The organism is Pseudomonas sp. IT-P260, from assembly GCF_949768395.1.
GTDB classification, from domain to species: domain Bacteria; phylum Pseudomonadota; class Gammaproteobacteria; order Pseudomonadales; family Pseudomonadaceae; genus Aquipseudomonas; species Aquipseudomonas parakoreensis.
In genome coordinates this window covers 80593-98633 of record NZ_CATKPO010000022.1, presented here as the reverse complement: position 1 = coordinate 98633, position 18041 = coordinate 80593, and the positions used below count along the sequence as shown (strand labels likewise).

General features: G+C 61.0%; 10 protein-coding genes. 8 read left to right on the top strand and 2 right to left on the bottom strand.

Annotation, left to right across the window (positions count from 1 at the left end):
• Window positions 1–30 precede the first annotated feature (30 nt).
• The 6 genes from ACM6HV_RS11240 (at window position 31) to ACM6HV_RS11215 (ending at window position 12662) form a co-directional block, all read left to right on the top strand.
• On the top strand, window positions 31–687 hold the full coding sequence (locus ACM6HV_RS11240; RefSeq protein WP_414904212.1) for a hypothetical protein: 657 nt from the start codon (window positions 31–33) through the stop codon (window positions 685–687).
• Window positions 688–834: 147 nt separating this feature from the next.
• Window positions 835–2133: a precorrin-3B synthase gene (gene cobG / locus ACM6HV_RS11235; protein ID WP_414904469.1), complete on the top strand. Its 1299-nt coding sequence runs from the start codon at window positions 835–837 to the stop codon at window positions 2131–2133.
• Window positions 2126–2752 carry a precorrin-8X methylmutase gene (locus tag ACM6HV_RS11230; protein WP_003221256.1) on the top strand — a complete coding sequence of 209 codons (627 nt, stop codon included), beginning with the start codon at window positions 2126–2128 and terminating at the stop codon, window positions 2750–2752. Before cobG ends, ACM6HV_RS11230 begins: the two co-directional genes overlap by 8 nt.
• The gene (locus ACM6HV_RS11225; protein WP_414904211.1) at window positions 2749–3483 is read left to right on the top strand and encodes a precorrin-2 C(20)-methyltransferase; all 735 of its coding nucleotides are present in this window, start codon (window positions 2749–2751) and stop codon (window positions 3481–3483) included. The genes ACM6HV_RS11230 and ACM6HV_RS11225 overlap by 4 nt, the downstream gene beginning before the upstream one ends.
• Window positions 3483–5183 carry a precorrin-3B C(17)-methyltransferase gene (gene cobJ / locus ACM6HV_RS11220; RefSeq protein WP_414904210.1) on the top strand — a complete coding sequence of 567 codons (1701 nt, stop codon included), beginning with the start codon at window positions 3483–3485 and terminating at the stop codon, window positions 5181–5183. Before ACM6HV_RS11225 ends, cobJ begins: the two co-directional genes overlap by 1 nt.
• Before the next feature lie 411 nt (window positions 5184–5594).
• Complete coding sequence (locus ACM6HV_RS11215) at window positions 5595–12662, top strand: TcdA/TcdB pore-forming domain-containing protein (protein WP_414904209.1); 7068 nt, start codon at window positions 5595–5597, stop codon at window positions 12660–12662.
• Between the two features lie 100 nt (window positions 12663–12762).
• Here the strand turns inward: ACM6HV_RS11215 and ACM6HV_RS11210 are convergent, their stop codons facing one another.
• Window positions 12763–13359: a MarC family protein gene (locus tag ACM6HV_RS11210; RefSeq protein WP_003221263.1), complete on the bottom strand. Its 597-nt coding sequence runs from the start codon at window positions 13357–13359 to the stop codon at window positions 12763–12765.
• Window positions 13360–13596: 237 nt separating this feature from the next.
• On the opposite strand from ACM6HV_RS11210, the gene ACM6HV_RS11205 reads away from it, so the two are divergent.
• The gene (locus tag ACM6HV_RS11205) at window positions 13597–14379 is read left to right on the top strand and encodes a hypothetical protein (RefSeq protein WP_145596227.1); all 783 of its coding nucleotides are present in this window, start codon (window positions 13597–13599) and stop codon (window positions 14377–14379) included.
• 60 nt (window positions 14380–14439) lie between these two features.
• Window positions 14440–15129 (top strand): hypothetical protein, encoded by a 690-nt coding sequence (locus tag ACM6HV_RS11200; RefSeq protein WP_414904208.1) that lies wholly within the window; start codon window positions 14440–14442, stop codon window positions 15127–15129.
• A 49-nt stretch (window positions 15130–15178) separates the two neighbouring features.
• Here the strand turns inward: ACM6HV_RS11200 and ACM6HV_RS11195 are convergent, their stop codons facing one another.
• On the bottom strand, window positions 15179–17953 hold the full coding sequence (locus tag ACM6HV_RS11195) for a hybrid sensor histidine kinase/response regulator (RefSeq protein ID WP_108181561.1): 2775 nt from the start codon (window positions 17951–17953) through the stop codon (window positions 15179–15181).
• Between the last annotated feature and the right edge of the window lie 88 nt (window positions 17954–18041).

The window sequence follows — 18041 nt, the reverse complement described above, 5'->3', positions numbered from 1 at the left end:
TTAATCAATGCCAAGTTGGCAGGAGATGATATGGATATCAGTTCCAATACACGTTTAAGTCAGAATAACGCAGTGGCCGTTAACAATATGTTATTCACCGGCCTGGAAGGTCGGGCCGAGGCCGATAACAACTTTGTGAAGCACTGCATTTATCTCGCGCAGATCAAGGCGGACGGCGTTTATAACAGCAGTACTCAGCCTGCGCAGTGGTTCGATCATTTTGCCGGTATCCTCTGGTCGTTTGGCTGGAGCCTTGAGGAACAGCCAGTGGTGCTGGTCCAGACGGCATTTTCCGGGAGTGTGCAGGAGGCATGGCGGCGATTGACCGCGCCGTTGCTCGCGCGTTCGCAACTGACCCAGGTTGAAGCGGGACTTGCAGCGCTGGAAAAAGATGCGGCATTGTTGAAGCAGTTTTCCGCGCTGAGTGGCAAAACCTTCAACTCGCACATTTTGCCGGTCAGTCAGAACACCCGTGACGAGCTGGTGGTGGTCATCAGCCATATCCGCTTTATCAAGTTGGTACTCAATACCAACTATCTGTTCTGGCAGGTTCATCAACCGATGTCTCAACTGGACATTCGCGCCAGAAAGCTGCTGATCAAGCGCCGGGCCATGGATGCCAACCGGGCAAGCGTGGAGCAAGCCATTCGCCAGAATGCGTCCAGGTTTGAGGAATACCAACTCTGAAGCAGCGCCAGGCGGCGGGAATTGCAGCCTGGGTGCAATTTCCGACCGGCAGGCATTTTCATGCGCTCGGGCAAAGCAGGCATAATGGCGACCTTTCGCCCACCACAGCGCTGCCAGCCAGCCGGTCATCCCTTGAACGAACGCCCTCTGTCCACCGCTCTACGCCCCTCGGCTTGTCCGGGGTTGCTGCGTATCGTCCAGGCGCTGGACGGCGGCATCTGCCGGATCAAGCTCAATGGCGGCTCGATCACTGCCGATCAGGCCGACGCGGTGGCCAATGCCGCCGAGCGTTTCGCCCGTGGGGAAATCGAGGCGACCAACCGCGCCAATCTGCAGATTCGCGGCATCGGTGAGCAGTCAGCGGTATTGACCGACAGCTTGCTGGCCGCCGGCCTCGGGCCGCAAACCGCAGCGGGTGACGATGTACGCAACCTGATGCTCAGCCCGAGCGCCGGTATCGATCGGCGGTTGCTATTCGATACCCGGCCTCTGGCCGAACAGATTCTGCTGACATTGCAGACGCATCCGCGCTTTCCCGAATTAAGTGCCAAGTTTGCCGTGCAACTGGACGGCGGTGAGGCGCTGGCGATGCTCGAACATCCGCATGATCTGTGGTTGTCGGCGTTTGAGTGTGACGGTGAAGTCTTGTTGGCGTTCGGTCTGGCCGGCTGCCCGACCGATCGGGCGGCCGGTGCCGTGATCCTGGAAAATGGCCATGCGCTGGTGGTCGCGGTGCTGGAGTTGTTCCTTGAGCGGGCTCGGCCGGAGCAGACGCGCATGCGCCATTTGCTTGATGAATGGCCGATGCCGGCCTTCCTCGAACAGTTGCGCGAACGGGTGGCGATCAAAGCCGTCGTTGCCCGACAGCGCGCGCCGCTGGCGGAGGCTCTGCACATCGGTGTTCACCCGCAAAACGTTGCCGACCGGGTGTATGTTGGCGCGGTGCCGGCGCTCGGTCGTCTCGACCCGGTCATGCTGCGTGGCGCCGCCCGGCTGGCCCGCGAGTACGGTGATGGCAGCCTGCGTTTCACCCCGTGGCAAAGCCTGTTGCTGCCGAACGTGAAGCCCTCCGACGCGGCGCAAGTCTTGCAAAAATTGACGCAATTGCACTGGCTGACCGACGCCAGTGAGCCGCTGTCCAGGCTGATTGCCTGCACCGGTTCCAGCGGTTGCGGCAAAGGCCTGGCCGATACCAAACACGACGCCCGATGGCTGGCGACGCTGTTGCCTCAGGCGCAGAACGTGCACCTGTCCGGCTGCCCGCGCTCTTGCGCGGCGGCCCACCGCGCACCCGCCACCTTGCTGGCGATCAGCCCCGGTCATTACGACCTCTATTTTCGCGATGCAGCGCTGCCGGGTTTCGGCACGCTGCACGCACGCAACCTTACTATTGAAGCGGCCGCGATCCTGCTCGACGCCCGCTCACGGAGCCCCCTTGATGCTTGATTACATCCGCGACGGTCAGGAGATCTATCGCAACTCCTTCGCGATCATTCGCAGCGAGGCCAATCTGGCACGCATCCCGGCCGATCTGGAAAAACTCGCGGTGCGGGTGATCCACGCCTGCGGCATGGTCGAGGCAGTCGACGGTCTGCAATTCTCCGAGGGCGCCGGCAAGGCCGGGCGCGATGCGCTGGCAGCCGGTGCGCCGATCCTGTGCGATGCGCGGATGGTTTCCGAAGGCGTGACCCGTGCGCGTTTGCCGGCGAACAACCCGGTGATCTGCACCCTGCGCGACGACAGCGTGCCGGAGCTGGCCCGTGAGCTGGGCAACACTCGTTCGGCGGCGGCGCTGGAGCTGTGGCGACCGCATCTCGAAGGCAGCGTGGTGGTGATCGGCAACGCGCCGACTGCACTGTTTTATCTGCTGGAAATGCTGGATGCCGGCGCACCGAAACCGGCGCTGATCCTCGGCTTCCCGGTGGGCTTCGTCGGCGCCGCCGAATCGAAAGCAGCGCTGGCGGCTGACAGTCGCGGCGTACCGTTCGTGATCATGCAAGGCCGGCTCGGCGGCAGTGCCATGGCCGCCGCCGCCGTGAACGCCCTCGCCACGGAGATCGAATGATGCAAGTAAAAGGACGACTGATCGGCCTCGGCGTGGGCCCCGGTGATCCGGAACTGATTACCGTCAAAGCCCTGCGTCTGCTGCGCGAGTCGCCAGTGGTGGCGTACTTCGTCGCCAAGGGTAAGAAAGGCAATGCGTTCGGCATCATCGAAGCGCACCTGCAGGACGCGCAGAACCTGCTGCCGCTGGTGTACCCGGTGACCACCGAAGTGCTGCCGGCGCCGCTGTCCTACGAGCAAGTGATCAGTGATTTCTACGACGCTGCCGCCGAAGAAGTCGCGGCGCATCTGAACGCCGGCCGCGACGTTGCAGTGATCTGCGAAGGCGATCCGTTCTTCTACGGCTCCTACATGTATCTGCATGACCGGTTGTCCACCCGCTACGAAGCCGAAGTGGTGCCGGGCGTGTGCTCGATGCTTGGCGGCGCCTCGGTACTCGGCGCGCCGCTGGTGTATCGCAACCAGAGCCTGTCGGTGCTCTCCGGCGTATTGCCGCACGAGGATCTGAAGCGACGTCTGGCCGACGCCGATGCGGCGGTGATCATGAAACTGGGGCGCAACTTTCCCAAAGTCCGTGCGGTACTCGAAGAGCTCGGTCTGGCCGAGCGCGCGCTGTACGTCGAACGCGCGACCATGGCCAATCAGAAGATCGTGCCGCTGGATCAGGTCGAGCCCATGTCCTCGCCGTACTTCTCGCTGATTATCGTCCCGGGCGAGCGGTGGCAAGGTTGATGACACATTCCACCCCGGCCATTGTCATCCTCGGACAGAGCGCGCTGGCCACCGCGCGACGTATCCAGCAGGTGTATCCGACGGCGCAGATCCACGGCCTCGCCGGACGCGTCGAAGGCGCCGACCGCAGCTATCAGGAATTTGGCGCGACCCTGCGTGAGTTGTACCAGCAAGACACGCCGATCATTGCCCTGTGCGCGGCCGGCATCGTCATTCGCACCCTGGCGCCGTTACTGCTGGAGAAGGGCGCTGAACCGGCGGTGCTCGCCGTTGCCGAAGACGGCAGCGCCGTGGTGCCACTGCTCGGCGGCCTCGGCGGGGTGAATGTCATGGCCCGGGAAATCGCTGGCGCATTGCAGGTCGCAGCGGCGATCACCACCAGTGGCGAATTGCGCTTTGGCACTTGCCTGCTCAACCCCCCCAGCGGCTATGCGCTGGCGGATCTGGAACTGGGCAAGCGTTTCGTTTCCGACCTGCTGGCCGGGCACAGCGTGCGCATCGAAGGTGCGGCGCCGTGGCTGGATCAGGCGCAGTTGCCGCAAGACCCGCAGGCGCAGCGCTCGATTCATGTCGGTAGTGCCGAACGTATCGCGAGCGCCAACGAGTTGCTGATCTATCCGCGCAGCGTCGCGGTGGCGGTGAGTGCGCAGCTGGAGGATCTGCCGAACGCTGTGCGCGCCGCGTTGCAGCAGGCCGGGGTTGCGCAGCAGGCGCTGGCCTGTCTGCTGGCGGCTGACACGGAAATGGCGTCCACCAGACTGCGTGAAGCCGCGCTCGAACTGGGTGTGCCGCTGCGCTTTGTCGCTGCACACAAATACCTCGACGAGTTGGCGCGTCAGGCACTGCCGCAGGCCACGATCATCCATGCCAACGGCTTGGCGATTGCGCGCGCCGAACAGCCGCTGGACGTCGCGCAGATCGGTCGTCAGCGTGGACGCCTGGCGGTGATCGGCCTCGGCCCCGGCGCTGCCGAACTGATGGTGCCAGCGGTCAAGGCGGAACTGGCGCGGGCCACCGATGTGCTCGGTTACGAAACCTATGTGCGTATGGCCGGCCCGTTTCGCGATGATCAGGTGCAGCACTGCACCGACAATCGCGAAGAAATGCAGCGCGCCCGCCACGCTTTCCGGCTGGCGGCCGAGGGCCGTTCGGTGATCGTGGTCTCGTCCGGCGACCCCGGCGTGTTCGCCATGGCCGCAGCGGTACTCGAAGCGTTGCACGAGTCGACCGACCCGAAATGGTACAGCGTCGAGCTGGAAATCCTGCCGGGGGTGTCCGCCTCGCTTGCCACGGCTGCGCAAGCGGGTGCGCCGCTGGGTCATGATTTCTGCGTGATGTCGCTGTCGGACAACCTCAAGCCGTGGTCGATCATTGAAAAACGTCTGGATCTGGCGGCCGAGGCCGATCTGGCGCTGGCCTTCTACAACCCGATCTCCCGGGCACGCCCGTGGCAATTGGGGCGTGCGCTGGAAATCGTCGCGCAGCATCGCAGCGCGGCAACGCCGGTGGTGCTGGGGCGCGACATCGGTCGCCCGGGGCAAACCCTGCGCGTGACGACACTGGGGCAACTGACCCCGGATCAGGTGGACATGCGCACCATGGTGCTGATTGGTTCTTCGACCACGTGCACGTTCCCCAAGGCCGAAGGTGGCGAGTGGGTCTACACGCCGCGCTGGTACGGCGAAAAGCCGCAGTCATGAGCGCAGGCGAGGGGGGCATGCTCCCTCGCCGTGCCGGACATGGCGGGGAGATTGTTTCCGGATTTGCCGATGTCATATCTTTCAGCAGGGCGTGTGAGATTTGCTCCACTGCCGCGTGGGCTCTTTCTTATGACTTACATCTTGTCGGACTTATTCTGAATCTTGATTGGCCGCAGTAAAAGTCGATGCGCAGATGAGCAGCCGACTTTCGCAGTTCTTTTAATTTATTGATCAGGTTTGTCGCAATAACTTGTTGCGGTTACATGCGTTATCAGTTGTTTTTCAGTCGCCTGTTTTGACATATATTGAAAGTTCTGAAGTTTGAGTGTGAATTTGCCATTCGTTAACTTCGCTGCCATTCAAGTGCCTAGGTGCACTCATGATGTCGGTCAGAATAACGGAGGCGCTTTCATGCATGATCAAAGATTTAAAGATACCAGTGGTTATGTCAGTTTTATCAATCTGTTCAAGCAGGCTGATCTCGAGCAGGCCCTGTTGGTACATCGGGACAGTGACGTTTATCCGTCAGTGTGGCGCTATTACTTTGCATGTATCGGTTTGCTCAATTCCCCGCGACTGATTGAACCCCTGACATTGCTCAAGCATTCTCTGGCGCAGTTGATCGGCGTGCCGCGTGTGCGCCGTGACACTCTTGGCCAGTCTGAGCCGCCGAAAAACTCTTTATCGGGTATTTACAACAATATCCAGGCGTTCGAGACCCGTCTGCGAAACAGCGAGATTTACGCGAAAACTGCCGCCACTCCGGTTGTAAAAAATCTGCATTTCGTCTGGCTGGGCGGTGGTCTTGGCGCGATTCAGCGTGACTACCTCAACCTGTGGAAGCAGGTATTGAGCGGGCAGGGGTACAGCCTCCATCTCTGGTATGACAGTGACGCGCTACTGGCCTGGCAAACCAATCAGTTGATCGTCGAGGCCGCCAAGGCTGATGCCATGCAACATGGCGGTAGCGAGAGTATTACCGACAGCAGACTGGGGACGCTGTACGAAGAACGGGTCATCGTCCTCAAGCAGCAGATGTTCATGCACATCAACGAGGCGCTGGAACGAGGGGAATCGGCGGATGACGCACGGGTCGATTTGTTGACCCGCGCCTACGGCCAGGACGCGGTACAACTGGAAGCCTTGATCGAGCAGAACCGGCGCAGTCTGCTCGATCTGGCAGGCGATGATTTGCAGTTGCGTGACTTGCGTGACCTCGACGCACCGCTGCGGCTGCAAGCCATCTATGATCGCGAGACCCGTTTGCGCGGTAATCTGGCCGCCGCCTCCGACGTGGTGCGGGCCGAGGCCTTGTACGAGGAGGGTGGTCGCTACGTCGATGTCGATAACCTGCCGCCCCTGGTCAAAACCATGGGCGGGGTCGACATCAGTGCGTTCGGCGGCAATGCGCGTCTTGGCGTTCTGCAACTGTTGCTCGATCACAATCCGCACTGGATGCCGGGACGCCAGGCATTGCGCGACCGATACACCAATTATCTGGGCCGGATTCCCGACGAACACCGCGCCGCGCTGGAGGCTTTTGCCCGGCAGCAACCGGCACTGCACGAGGTGTTCCAGGCGCCGGCCGAACTGCTTGTGCGCCCGCAGGACTTGCGCGCGGTTGCCGTGCAGGAAACGTTGAGCAATTCGTTCCTGATGGCTCATGCGCAATCGCCGATGCTCAACAGCGTGATCCAGCGTTTTCAGTTCAACTATCAGGCCATTGACCAGACGGCCCGCCTCGCCGCCAAGCGAGGCGTCGCATTGAGCGATTTTGACGGCATGACAGCGCTGGCACGGGAAGTGCTCGTGCAGGCATTTGGCCCTCTGGCCGAACTGTCGATGACCGAGGACGTGGCCGCCAACTTTCTGATGGTGGCCATCGCGGGCTACTTCAGTGACGGCATTCGCCCGCAGAGCGAGGGGACGATTTATCTGACCGGACCCGCCGCGATGCGCGATGGCATGGCCGATTACGCACGGCGCAACTTCGTCCCGCGCGAGGACGAAACCTTGCGTGTGGAAGCGGCTATCGAGCCGCTGTGGATGGTCAACGACAAGACCGAGGAAGAGCAGGACCACTCCTGGAAAGACAACGCCGTTGATGTCGAGCAGTGGGTGCTCGACGAGCAGCAGCGCTGGCAGGAAGGACAGTACAGCGCGCGCTACAGCGGCGATGTAAAAGCATTGCTGACCCAGCAGAGCATAACGTTCGAGGAGGGCTGGCCGGTTATCGAGGGTCGGCCAGTGCTGTTGACGGAGGTGCTGCAACGGATGATCGACAGACTTGGTGAACCGTTTGTGGCCGCGATGCGCGGCGGACATAACGGCCCCTTATGGTTTCCCGACGGGCCGGGGCTCAGCTTCGCTGATCGCCAGGCCATCAAGGCCCAGCCCGTCACTTTGCAGGCTCCGGCGTCGCTCAGCGATGCGCGGATTCAGGGGCTGGCGCTGGATGAGTTGCTAAGCGGCATTGCCGAGGGTTCGCTGCCGTTCTTCCAGATCAGTCCGTTGCAACGGATGGTGCTGGGACAGATGCTCGGCGCACGCTCACTGGATAATTCAAGTCTCACGCAACATGCCACCGAGCTGGATAATCTGGCCAACAGCGTTGCCGAGTTAGGGGCGTCGGTGCGTTATGCGGCCATTGAACGCCATCTGTATCAGCAGCGAGCCCCGCAATTCATGGCCGGTCTCGCCAGTCATGTCGAGCAGCCAATGATGTCGTCAGACAGTGCGTTGACGCTGAAACGAGCCGCGCTGTCGCAGGCGCACACGCTGTTCCAATGGGGGCGTCATGTTGCCCATATTCAGACCGTCGCCACCCGCGAGCATCGCGAGCAGGTGATCCTGCGGCTGGGTCAGGTGCTGGGGCAAATCGAGGCCAGTGACGTCAAACTCGTGCCGCAGGATCTGTTGCTCCAAGGGCCGGGTGATCCCGGCGGCCGCTGTTACCCGCTGGCGTTGATCATGAGTGCTGCTCTGGAGCACGGCGTGGCGGCCTCGCGACGATTGCGCGAGCGGTTCTTCCTGGCCACTGCCGAGCCGCAGCAGCACGATTCAATGGTGTTTCTGCAGGCGCTCGAAGAGTTGCGCGGCGTGCAATTGCACGACATCGGCAAGCCGTTGGGGCGGGTCGATCTGCAACAGCTCGGCACCGCGCTGGAAGCGTTCGCCAGCCCGCGCACGTTGATGCTCAACTCGGACAACCACGCCATGCTGGTGGCGAAAACCTTCAAGGGTGGGCACGCCACCTATCACTTTTATGATCCCAATTTCGGCGTGTTCGAGTTCAGCCAGCCGGATCAGTTGCAGCTGGCACTGACTGACCTTTTCCACAAACAGGGCATGGCGAAATACTATGCGGCCTATGGCGACAACGCGCGTCCGACGTTTGATCTGATCGAGCTGCAGGGGCAAAAGATATCGGCCCTGAATCTGTCCGGCGGATTTAGCGTCGGGCAATTGCTGGAGTCCGACAATGTGCTGCCGGAGCAGGCACATCGGCCCATCCGCCAGCGCTTGAACAGTGCCCGCGGCCATTCGCTGGTCAGCAATCCGCACCTGGGGCGCAGCCTGCGCGAACTGGACAGTCACTGGTGGGGACAGCAGATTGCCCAGGCGACCGACGCTTTACAGGGCTTGCACGCTTCAGCAAAACCGTTGGTGCCGTTGTTCGAAACCCTGGAGATGACGCCCGCCGGCGAGTACCGGATCAACCTGATCGATCCCGCGCAATCCGAGCATGTGGTGCAGGTGGTCAGCAGCGATCATCGCCTGCTGCGCATCAGAAATTATCTGTCGGAGCAGTTTTCGGCACTGGGCACCCGAGCCACGCCGCAGATGGTTGAGGCCGGTGCCGTTCACACCCTCAATACCGGCTTCACGATCCAGGCACTGATGAACGTCTTGCGTGGACGAGAGGGGGATGGCCGCACCTTGACCACCGCCGTCAGGTTGCATGCTTACGTCAATTACGCGCAATTGCTGCACGGCAATGTCACCGACGTCGCCGGTCTGATCAGTCTGATCAAGACCGCACTCAATGAAGAGAAAGTCATTGCCCGTACCTGTGCGCCAGTGGTGGGCGAGGCGCTGGGACATGTCGCCAATGAAGGCGTTGGCGCGGTCCTGGGCCTGGCCAATGTCGGTTTCGACATCTATCAATTGGCGACGGCAGACAACGAGATCGAGCGCGCGCAGTTCGGCACTCAGTTGGCCTTCGACGCCACCAGTCTGGCGTTGACCGCCGGTGGGCTGGGAGCCGCCACGGCGGGCGCGGCGACTGCGGCAGCCGTGCTCGGCGGCGCCGGGGTGGTTCTGGGCGGATTGGCTGTGGGTGTGGCGGCATTGGCTCAGGGGTTCGCCAGGATCGCCGGGCAGGCGCAGGAGGTCGGGCTGTTTTTCGACGATCTGGAGCGGGCCTGTCGGGGTGTCGGTTATCGTTATGACGACGGGCTTGGGGCGTGGGTCGCTCACCCCTCGCTGGTGGTTCAGAGCCTGGACTTCAATCGCGCGATGATGGTACTCGACAGTCCGAAGGTGTATCGGCTGCGCGACCATTTCGGGGTGCCGGGTATCAATCCGGATGATCAGCAAGCACTCGATCTGCGGCGTGAACTGGGGCTGCCAGGCTACATCCGCTTCGATCCGCCGAGCACGCAATTGGTCGTCCTGCCATGCACGCCGACCACCTACTACGGTTACGAATACAAGGCGCTGCCGTTCTCGACGCTGCGTCACGACACCGGCTTCGACACAGCCCGCAAGCTGGAGAAAAAGGATGCGGCTGGCCAGTGGCAGTTCCTGTTTTCGTTCTACTCTTTTCCCACGCACTACATCATCAACCGTCTGATACCGTCGTATCGCTCAACCGTGATCGAGGTGCGGCTGGATGCCCGCGAACGTGCGCTGGCAGTCCCCATGACGCCGCCGGTCTGGCACGACAAGTTGTCGTATCGCATCGAAGGAAGGGGCGGCGCCTGTTCACTGATTCTCAATCGTGGGGTCGATGTCCAGTTGCAGTCTCCCAGCCTGCAGCTGTGTCGCTGGAAGCTGGTCGCCACCTGGGCCACCGAGAGCGATGTGCACATCGAAGCCGGCGGGGTGCTTTCGGTGGGGGGCGTGAAGGTGACCTTCACCGGCAGAGGACGGCATGACGTCACGCTGCAGCTGACCGGACGACAAACGTTCAAGGTCAACCGCGGTGACGGACGACTGGATGTTCTCGAGCAGGACGCGCCAGCCGAGGAGCATGAGCAATCGCTGCTCACGCACTTCCAGACGCTGGCCCGGGAGCATCGGCTGGTGATGCCTTACACGCCGGTTCATCACTTTCCGATTCCTTTCGAGCCCGAGGAACAACCGCGTTACACCACGGCCTGGTACGACGCTGCCAGGGATCGTTTTCTGTACATTCGCAGTGAAGAGGTACTGGCGGCCGATGAAATGCTGCTGGGCGCCGTGGTCGACGATTCTGCGTTTTTCTATGAGACGCACAACTACGATATCTGGCAGGTCGATGCCGTCAGCGGTTTACTCAAATGCCGCTACCGCCTGCTGGTGATGAAGGGGCAGTGCAGCGTGCGGCGTATCGATGTCGATGCCCAAGGGGTGATTCACATCGAGCAACAATGTCAGGGGGCCGATCAGCAAGTCACGCAGTTCAATTACCTGATCCGTGAGGGCCAGCTGCAGCTGGTTGCGGTGACCCGAGAGATGGACCGTGACTTGGGCCAGCGAGTGTTCGCCAATCCGACACTGACACATTGGTCGGCGGTGCTGGGTCACTATTTCCCGTTATCGCCGGTGCCCGAACGCGCAGGCGTCACCACCGTCGACTGGCAACCGGCTGCCTACGTTTCGGTGTGCTGGAAGTTCAATCCGGACAAGCGCGATCTGGTCTGGATTCGCAGCCGTGACCTGTTGTGCATTCATCCGTTTGCCTCTGGGCGTAACCGCGGTTGGGCCGATTCGATCAAGCATCTAGATGATCTGGTGCTGTTGCCGGTCAACGACGAGCACACGCTGTTTTTCATCTACGACCGGCTGGCGCAAAAACTGTGCAGGGTGCAACACAGTGTATCCGCAGGCAGCGAGCGCTGGCCGGCGCAATGGGCGCATCAATGGCTTCAGCCTGACGGACTGAGTAACGTGGTGCCGGTACAGGACGGGTATCTGGCCCTGACCGATGACGGCTTGTTCTTCAATCTGACCGCCGAGGGTGAAGTGCAGCTGGGCGGCTTGAGCGAGCGCTGGCTCAAGGGGCGGGCCCAGTGGTGGCAAGCATTGGAAGCGCTGGCGGCGAAGTACCCGGTCGACAGTATCGCCATTCTGGGGCTGCGCAACGCCAGCGGTGATCGCAACCTGTGTGCCTGGTACGTGGATAACCGCGTGCTGTTGTGCGACCCGGGGCACGACCGGGAAATGCGCCTGCTCGGCGTGACCCCGGACAATCGGGCGGTCTGGCTGTTCGACGTCGGCAGCGGTGAGATCTTGAGTCAGCTGTTCTTTGACAGTCGACAGCTCGCAGCAGCATTCGGCGATGGCGCACAGTTACTGGCGGGCGAGCTGTTGCCGGCACCGCAGGCCGAGTGGGACGACTGGCGGTTCAGCACCGTGAGCAATGATGGCTCCGGTCTGCGCGGGACGTCAGCCAATGGCGTGTCTCTCGAGCTGCGATATCAGGAACCTGAACGAATCATTGGCGTCGATCATCAGTGGGCAAGCGAACACGCAAAGCATTTGCCAGAGGCTCTGCAGGCATTGCTGGAGACTGCCGAGCATGCTCCCTACATCGCCGTGGAGTCCGACGCGGGCAAACTGCAATGGTTCGACGTGGCGAATGCACAATTGATCCGGATCGCGGGCCAGAACCTGCCGCACGATTGCGAATTGCTCGGTACGCGCCATCGGCATGTGCTGTTGCACGAGCGCGCGGCACACTGCGTGTTCGTCTACCCCGATCACCAGAGCATTGGCCCTTTCGAATATATGCGGCGCGAGGCCGAGGTGTTGGTGGTCGAGGGCCAGAAGCAGGTCGACGACCTCTTGCCACTGATCGCTGATGACGTGAGTTGTCTGGTGTTGCGCGTGGGGCAGGGCGGTGTGACGTATCACTTGTCCAAGGCCAGCTGGTTGCGGCTGGAATCGGTCATCGTCGATTGTCGACCGCCACTGGGCGAGGCTCCGGTGATTCCCGGGAAGCTGGTCTGGGCGCTGGACGCTCCGCAAAAACTGCAACTGTCGTTTGTCGACGAGCACTTGCTGATCGTCGACCCGGATCGCCAGCACAGCCTCATCCTGAGGGATGTGTGCTCGACGGATCCGGCGATGCGCGGCGACGTCTTCCTCGGCTTCGAGGGCAAGCGCTCCTATGCGGTGTCGAGTCTGGTGCAGAGGTTGCGTGAAGTCACTGAGGTCGATGATGCCGACGGCAGTGCAACGCTTGCGCAGTTGCTGGGAGCCGTGCCGGCCTGACGTGGAGGGGAAACTGACCAGGCCTGCGCAGATTACTGCGCGGGCCTTTTTACTGATTCTGTCTCGTCCTGAATAAGGTTTGCACCGGCCTGACTTCAGCTCAGGAAACCAGATAGCCCTTCACCCCGGTAAAGATGATCTGCGCCGCCAGCGCGCAAACAAACAGGCCCATCAACCGACTGACGATCTGCAAGCCCTGGTCGCCGAGAATCCGCTCGATGTGATTGGACAGGTACAGCACCACGCCGACGGTGAAGCTGGCAAGGGTGATACTCATGATCGCGGTCAGTTTATCGTCCCAGTGCGGCTGGCTGACGCCCATCACCAGCAGGGCGCCGATGGTGCCCGGGCCGACGGTCAGCGGGATGGTCAGCGGAACAATCGTCACGTCCTGCTGCACGTTGTCACTCTGCACCACCGGCTTGCCCTGGGCCATGCCCAACGCCGAGATGAACAACACGCTGCCGGCACCGATGCGGAATGCGTCCGCCGTGATCCCGAACACATCGAAAATCACCCGCCCGAACAGGTACAGCAAGACGCTGGATACCAGCGTGGCAATCGCCACTTTCCAGGCCAGGCGCCGCTGCTCCTTGCGCGAGTAGCCACGGGTCAGGCTGATGAAGCAGGACAACACGAAGAATGGGCTGTAGAGCACCAGCATCTTCAGGTAAACGCTGAATAACACGTGGAGCATGGTGTTGGCTCGCGGCGGCAGATGGACAGAGCGGAGTCTATCAGCCGGTTTGATTTTTGGGGGAAGGCGAAAACAAATATCCCCGGATTAACTAAACAAGTTGTAGTTTTGAAATGTGTGTTTTTCGGGTCTTGTTATTAGCAAGTTACATGTTCTGGTTTGTGGTTTTTTATTGTTCTGTTTATTGTTCTTTCGCGGGTTCAAGAGGAGCTCGTTTTAATTAATAAGGATTTGATAATGAATATTCATGATGTTGAAGATTGCGCCGTTGCTGATTGTGTCCACCGCTTACAGAGTTATGAACTGGACGGCGCGGCTATTCGTCCTCGTGGTCTTTCGCTGCCGGCAATCGAAGAGCCGGGCAAGGGTTCCATCGTCGGTGAAGGCATTCTGTCCTTTACCGGAAACTTGAGTGAACAGAATCGCGAAGATGTGCAACACGCGTTCCTGTTTGCCACGCTGGTCGCCAACAAGAAGTATCCGTACGAATATCAGGGCAAGGAATGGTATTACCTGTTTCTGCAAGTGATGACCGATGCCGGCTGGTTGCCAACGAGCAAGTACTACAACGACATGAACATCGGCGGTAACACTGTCCGAATGGATCAACTGGTACTGGAGATCCTCGGCAGCGTCGTGGCCGGGCTTGCTGTGCCGGGCTCGGCTTCGGTGTTGATGCTGAAAGTCGCAGGCGACGCCATTACCGCCCTGAAAAAGCGTGAAACCGCGCTGACGCTGTACGAGCGCAACATGCTTGAACATGGTGTCGGCGGTATGGCGGCGGGCACGTGTACCGAAATCAATGGCGAAGTCACCATGGCCCTGGGGACTGTGCGTTTCATCCGCAAGAACACGGCCAAGCAAGTGTTGTTCATGGATTGGGATTCGCGTGAAGTGAAACTCTATCGGGGCGATTCGGTATTCCGCAAAGTGCCTTCGATCGTCGAACAGACCCGCGATACCATCCGCGTCAGACTGGGTTTGAACGCAAAAACCAAGATCGAAGATTACGAGATCTGACTGAGTGTTATTGATAGGGCGGCCGTTATCGGTCCGCCCTTTTTTCATTGAGGGTTGATAATGACTCGGTTGTATAAGTTGTTGGCAGTGGGGCATGCTGTTCTGGCGTTGCCGAAATCCGGGCACAGCACGGATTATGATGATCTCGTCCAATCAAGTCTGTTGGCGCAACTGGTCGCCAATAAAAAAATCGAAGACGCGAAAGTTGAAAGTTGGTACGACGCTTACATCGCTGTGCTGGATGACTTCTGGGTGCGAAGCGTGAAGTTGCGCGAGGATTTCTCTGTCGCTCAGGCAGGTACGGGTTCGGCGCTGGAGTGGGCCACGACAGTGCTGGCCAATAACGCTGGCAACGATCCGGCACTTGGCGGGCTGATGGCATATGCGGCGCGAATCACTGACGGTGTTTCGGCAGTGCAGACGTTGCCCGAGCCGCCTGGCGAAGCGCTCGAGCAAACGCCGAGGCCTGCGCTTCAGGTGGTGCGCCTGCTGACCATTGCGGCGCAGAGTCCGACGTCGATCAGCAGCCTTTATCTTGAGTTCAAGACGCGACAGACGCTGGCTGCCAATCCGTGGTCGCAGCGTTTCGCGAGCGCTGAAGTCGAAGGTCCGGTATGCGTGCGTTATGCGCGAGCGACGCTGTCGCAAACGCTCTACGCACTATCGCGTCAGGTCGTGGCGCGAAAGCTTGGAGATCGACTGGCGCAGAACGTGGCGCCATTGGCTGAGGCGATCGAGCTCGGTGTCTGAGGCGGATTGCCCTGGGCTGCAAGCGCTTTCGGGCGATGAACGGTAATCGTCAGAATGTCGAGGCCGTGCGGTTCTGCTGATCACGCTGGGCCACCCAGTGCTCGATCAGCTCACGCAGTTGCGACAGCTCCACCGGTTTGGCCATGTGCCCGTCCATCCCGGCCTGGCGCGCACGTTCCTTGTGCTCGGCGAGGATGTGCGCGGTCAGCGCGACGATCGGGGTGCGGGTGCGCTGATTGCTGACTTCCCACGCGCGCAATTGCTGGGTCGCCGAGAAACCGTCGAGGATCGGCATTTCGCAGTCCATCAGCACCAGGTCGTAACGCTGAGCCTTCATCGCCTGCAGGGCTTCTTCGCCGTTGCTGGCAGTGTCCGGTTGCAGGTTGAGTTTGCCGAGCATGCCGCGAATCACTTTGGTGGAAATCGTGTTGTCTTCGGCGACGAGAATGCGGAAATCGCTCGGCACCTTGGCGGCGGTCGCGGGGGTGACCACTTGCGGCTGGAACACCACCTGGCCCTTGTTGCGCTGGTTCAACTCGTCGGCCAGCGTGGTCTTGAGCGTGTAGCCGGCCACCGGTTTGGCGAGGATGCGTTTGATCCCGGAGTTGCGCGCGATGATCTTGCTCGGCGCGTTGCTGATGCCGGTGAGCATGATCAGCAGAATATCGTGGTTCAGGCTTGGGTCTTCCTTGATCTTGGCCGCCAGTTGCATGCCGGTCATGCCGGGCATGTTCTGGTCCAGCAGCACCACATCAAAGTAGTCACGCAGATGCGCCTTGGTGCGCAGCAGCGCCAAGGCTTCCTTGCCCGAGGGCACCGCGCTGACGTTCAGGCCCCAGGCGCTGCATTGCTGCACCAGCACCTTGCGGCAGGTGTCGTTGTCGTCCACCACCAGCACGCGCGCACCTTGCAGCGGGCCGTCGAGGTCGGAGGTCGGGTGTTCGAGACGGTCCGGATCCAGTGGCAGGGTCAGCCACAAGGTACTGCCCTGATTGGCGCCGCTCTTGATCCCGAACTCACCGTGCATCAGGCGGATCAGTTGCCGGGCGATCACCAGCCCAAGGTTGCCACCCAAACGATTGGCCGAGAGGAAGTGTTTGCTGTGCAGCTCGGCATGCAGCAGCGCCTCACGCTCTTCTGCCTCCATCGGCTGGCCACTGTCCTGCACGGCGATGCGCAGGCGCGGCTTGACGCTGCGCTCGTCAAGGGCGACGACGATCAGCACTTCGCCTTCGTCGGTTTTTTTCAGGGCGTTTTCCAGCAGGCTCAGCAGAGTCTGGCGCAAGCGGGTCGGGTCGCCGCTGATCACGCGCGGTACCTGTGGCTGGATGAAACTGATCAGCTCGACGTTTTGCTGTTCGGCTTTGGCCCGGTAGATGCTCAGGCAGTCGTCGATCAAAGCATTGAGGTCGAACTGCACATCGTCCAGTTCGATCTGCCCGGATTCGAGCTTGGAGATGTCGAGGATCTCGTTGATCAACGTCAGCAGTTCGTTGCCGGCACTGTGGATGGTTTGCACGTAATCACGTTGCTTGACCGACAGCGGTGTGCCCAGCAGCAGCTCGGTCATGCCCAGCACGCCGTTCATCGGGGTGCGGATTTCGTGGCTGATCTTGGCGAGAAATTCGGCCTTGGCGTTGATCTCGGCGTTGCTGGCGGCGAGGTCGCGGCTGATGCTGAAACGGCTTTCGGTGATGCTGCGCTGGCGTTCACCCAAGGCGATGCTCATCAGCAGGCCACTGATGCAGATGAAGCCCATCAGGGTCATGATCAGGCCCTGCGGCGCTACCAGGGTCAGCCCCAGCAGTGCCGGGAGGATGATCAGCGTGCCGATGTTGAACACTACCATCCCGGCCACGAACAGCCGCGCCGGACGGTAGCCCTTCTGCCAGTGATAGAAACCGACCAGCAACATGCTCAGGCCGGCCAGCGCCACCAGCGCGTAGGTGATGATGTTCAGCGGCAGGGTGTTGACGAATAACAGCAGCAGGCTGCAGATCACGATGAACAGAATGTCGCCCAGCAACAGCTTGTTCAGCGGGTGCGGTCCCAGCGGGGCGAAGAAGCGCAGGGCAAACATCAACCCGGCGGGGGCGGTCAGCAGCAGCGCCAGATAAGCGCCCGGCGTCTGGATCGCGTGCCAGTTCGGCAGCCACGGGCCGGCGAGGTTGAGCAGCAGCAACAGACTCAGGCCCAGCAGGCCTTCGCAGATCGCCAGCCACAGGCTGCTGCGCGAGCGCGAGTAGGCATAGCGCACGAGGTTGTGCAGCAGCAACATGCCGAGGCAACCGAACAGCAGGCCGAAAATCAGCGTCTGGTTCTGATTGGCGGCACTCATCACCGCCGATTGCAGAGTGATGTGCGGGCGCAGTTGATGGTCGGAGACCATGCGCAGATAGATGTCGAGTGGCTTGTCGCTTTGCGGCAGCGGTAGCAGGAAGTCGCTGCTGGGCAGTGGTCGCTCGGCCTGCGGCTGGTGGGTGCCGGAGAGGCGTTGCTCGATCAGCTTGTCGCCGTCCAGCACGTACAGACTGAGACTGGACAGGTCGGGCGCAAAGATACGCAGCACTTGCTCGTGCTTGCCCGGCGCCAGTTTGAAACGCAGCCAGAGCGCGCCATCGGGCTCGGCCGCCGTGAGGCGATCAAGTTCGATAGGGCTGAATTGATTGGTGTAGCGAGCCGAGCGGATGTCGCTCAGTTGCAGATTGCCCTGATCGTCAAGCAACACCGACCAGCCACTGCCTTGCGCGGCCAGCGCCGGAAGCATGCAGAGCAAGGTCAGCAGCGTGACGGTGAAGCTTATGGCAATCCTGAGCCAGCGCACGGCGAAATCCCTTCGTAGGTTGATGCCAGAATATAACGATGCGCAGCGGCGGAACAGCCCGGCGAGGGACTGCATCCCGCGCCGGACC

Bases quoted from the DNA above. Each gene is read 5' to 3' on its own strand.
- ACM6HV_RS11225 (WP_414904211.1), top strand. From the start codon at position 2,749: ATGATGCAAGTAAAAGGACGACTGATCGGCCTCGGCGTGGGCCCCGGT.
- ACM6HV_RS11210 (WP_003221263.1), bottom strand. From the start codon at position 13,359: ATGCTCCACGTGTTATTCAGCGTTTACCTGAAGATGCTGGTGCTCTAC.
- ACM6HV_RS11200 (WP_414904208.1), top strand. From the start codon at position 14,440: ATGACTCGGTTGTATAAGTTGTTGGCAGTGGGGCATGCTGTTCTGGCG.
- ACM6HV_RS11230 (WP_003221256.1), top strand. From the start codon at position 2,126: ATGCTTGATTACATCCGCGACGGTCAGGAGATCTATCGCAACTCCTTC.
- ACM6HV_RS11240 (WP_414904212.1), top strand. From the start codon at position 31: ATGGATATCAGTTCCAATACACGTTTAAGTCAGAATAACGCAGTGGCC.
- cobJ (WP_414904210.1), top strand. From the start codon at position 3,483: ATGACACATTCCACCCCGGCCATTGTCATCCTCGGACAGAGCGCGCTG.
- ACM6HV_RS11205 (WP_145596227.1), top strand. From the start codon at position 13,597: ATGAATATTCATGATGTTGAAGATTGCGCCGTTGCTGATTGTGTCCAC.
- ACM6HV_RS11215 (WP_414904209.1), top strand. From the start codon at position 5,595: ATGCATGATCAAAGATTTAAAGATACCAGTGGTTATGTCAGTTTTATC.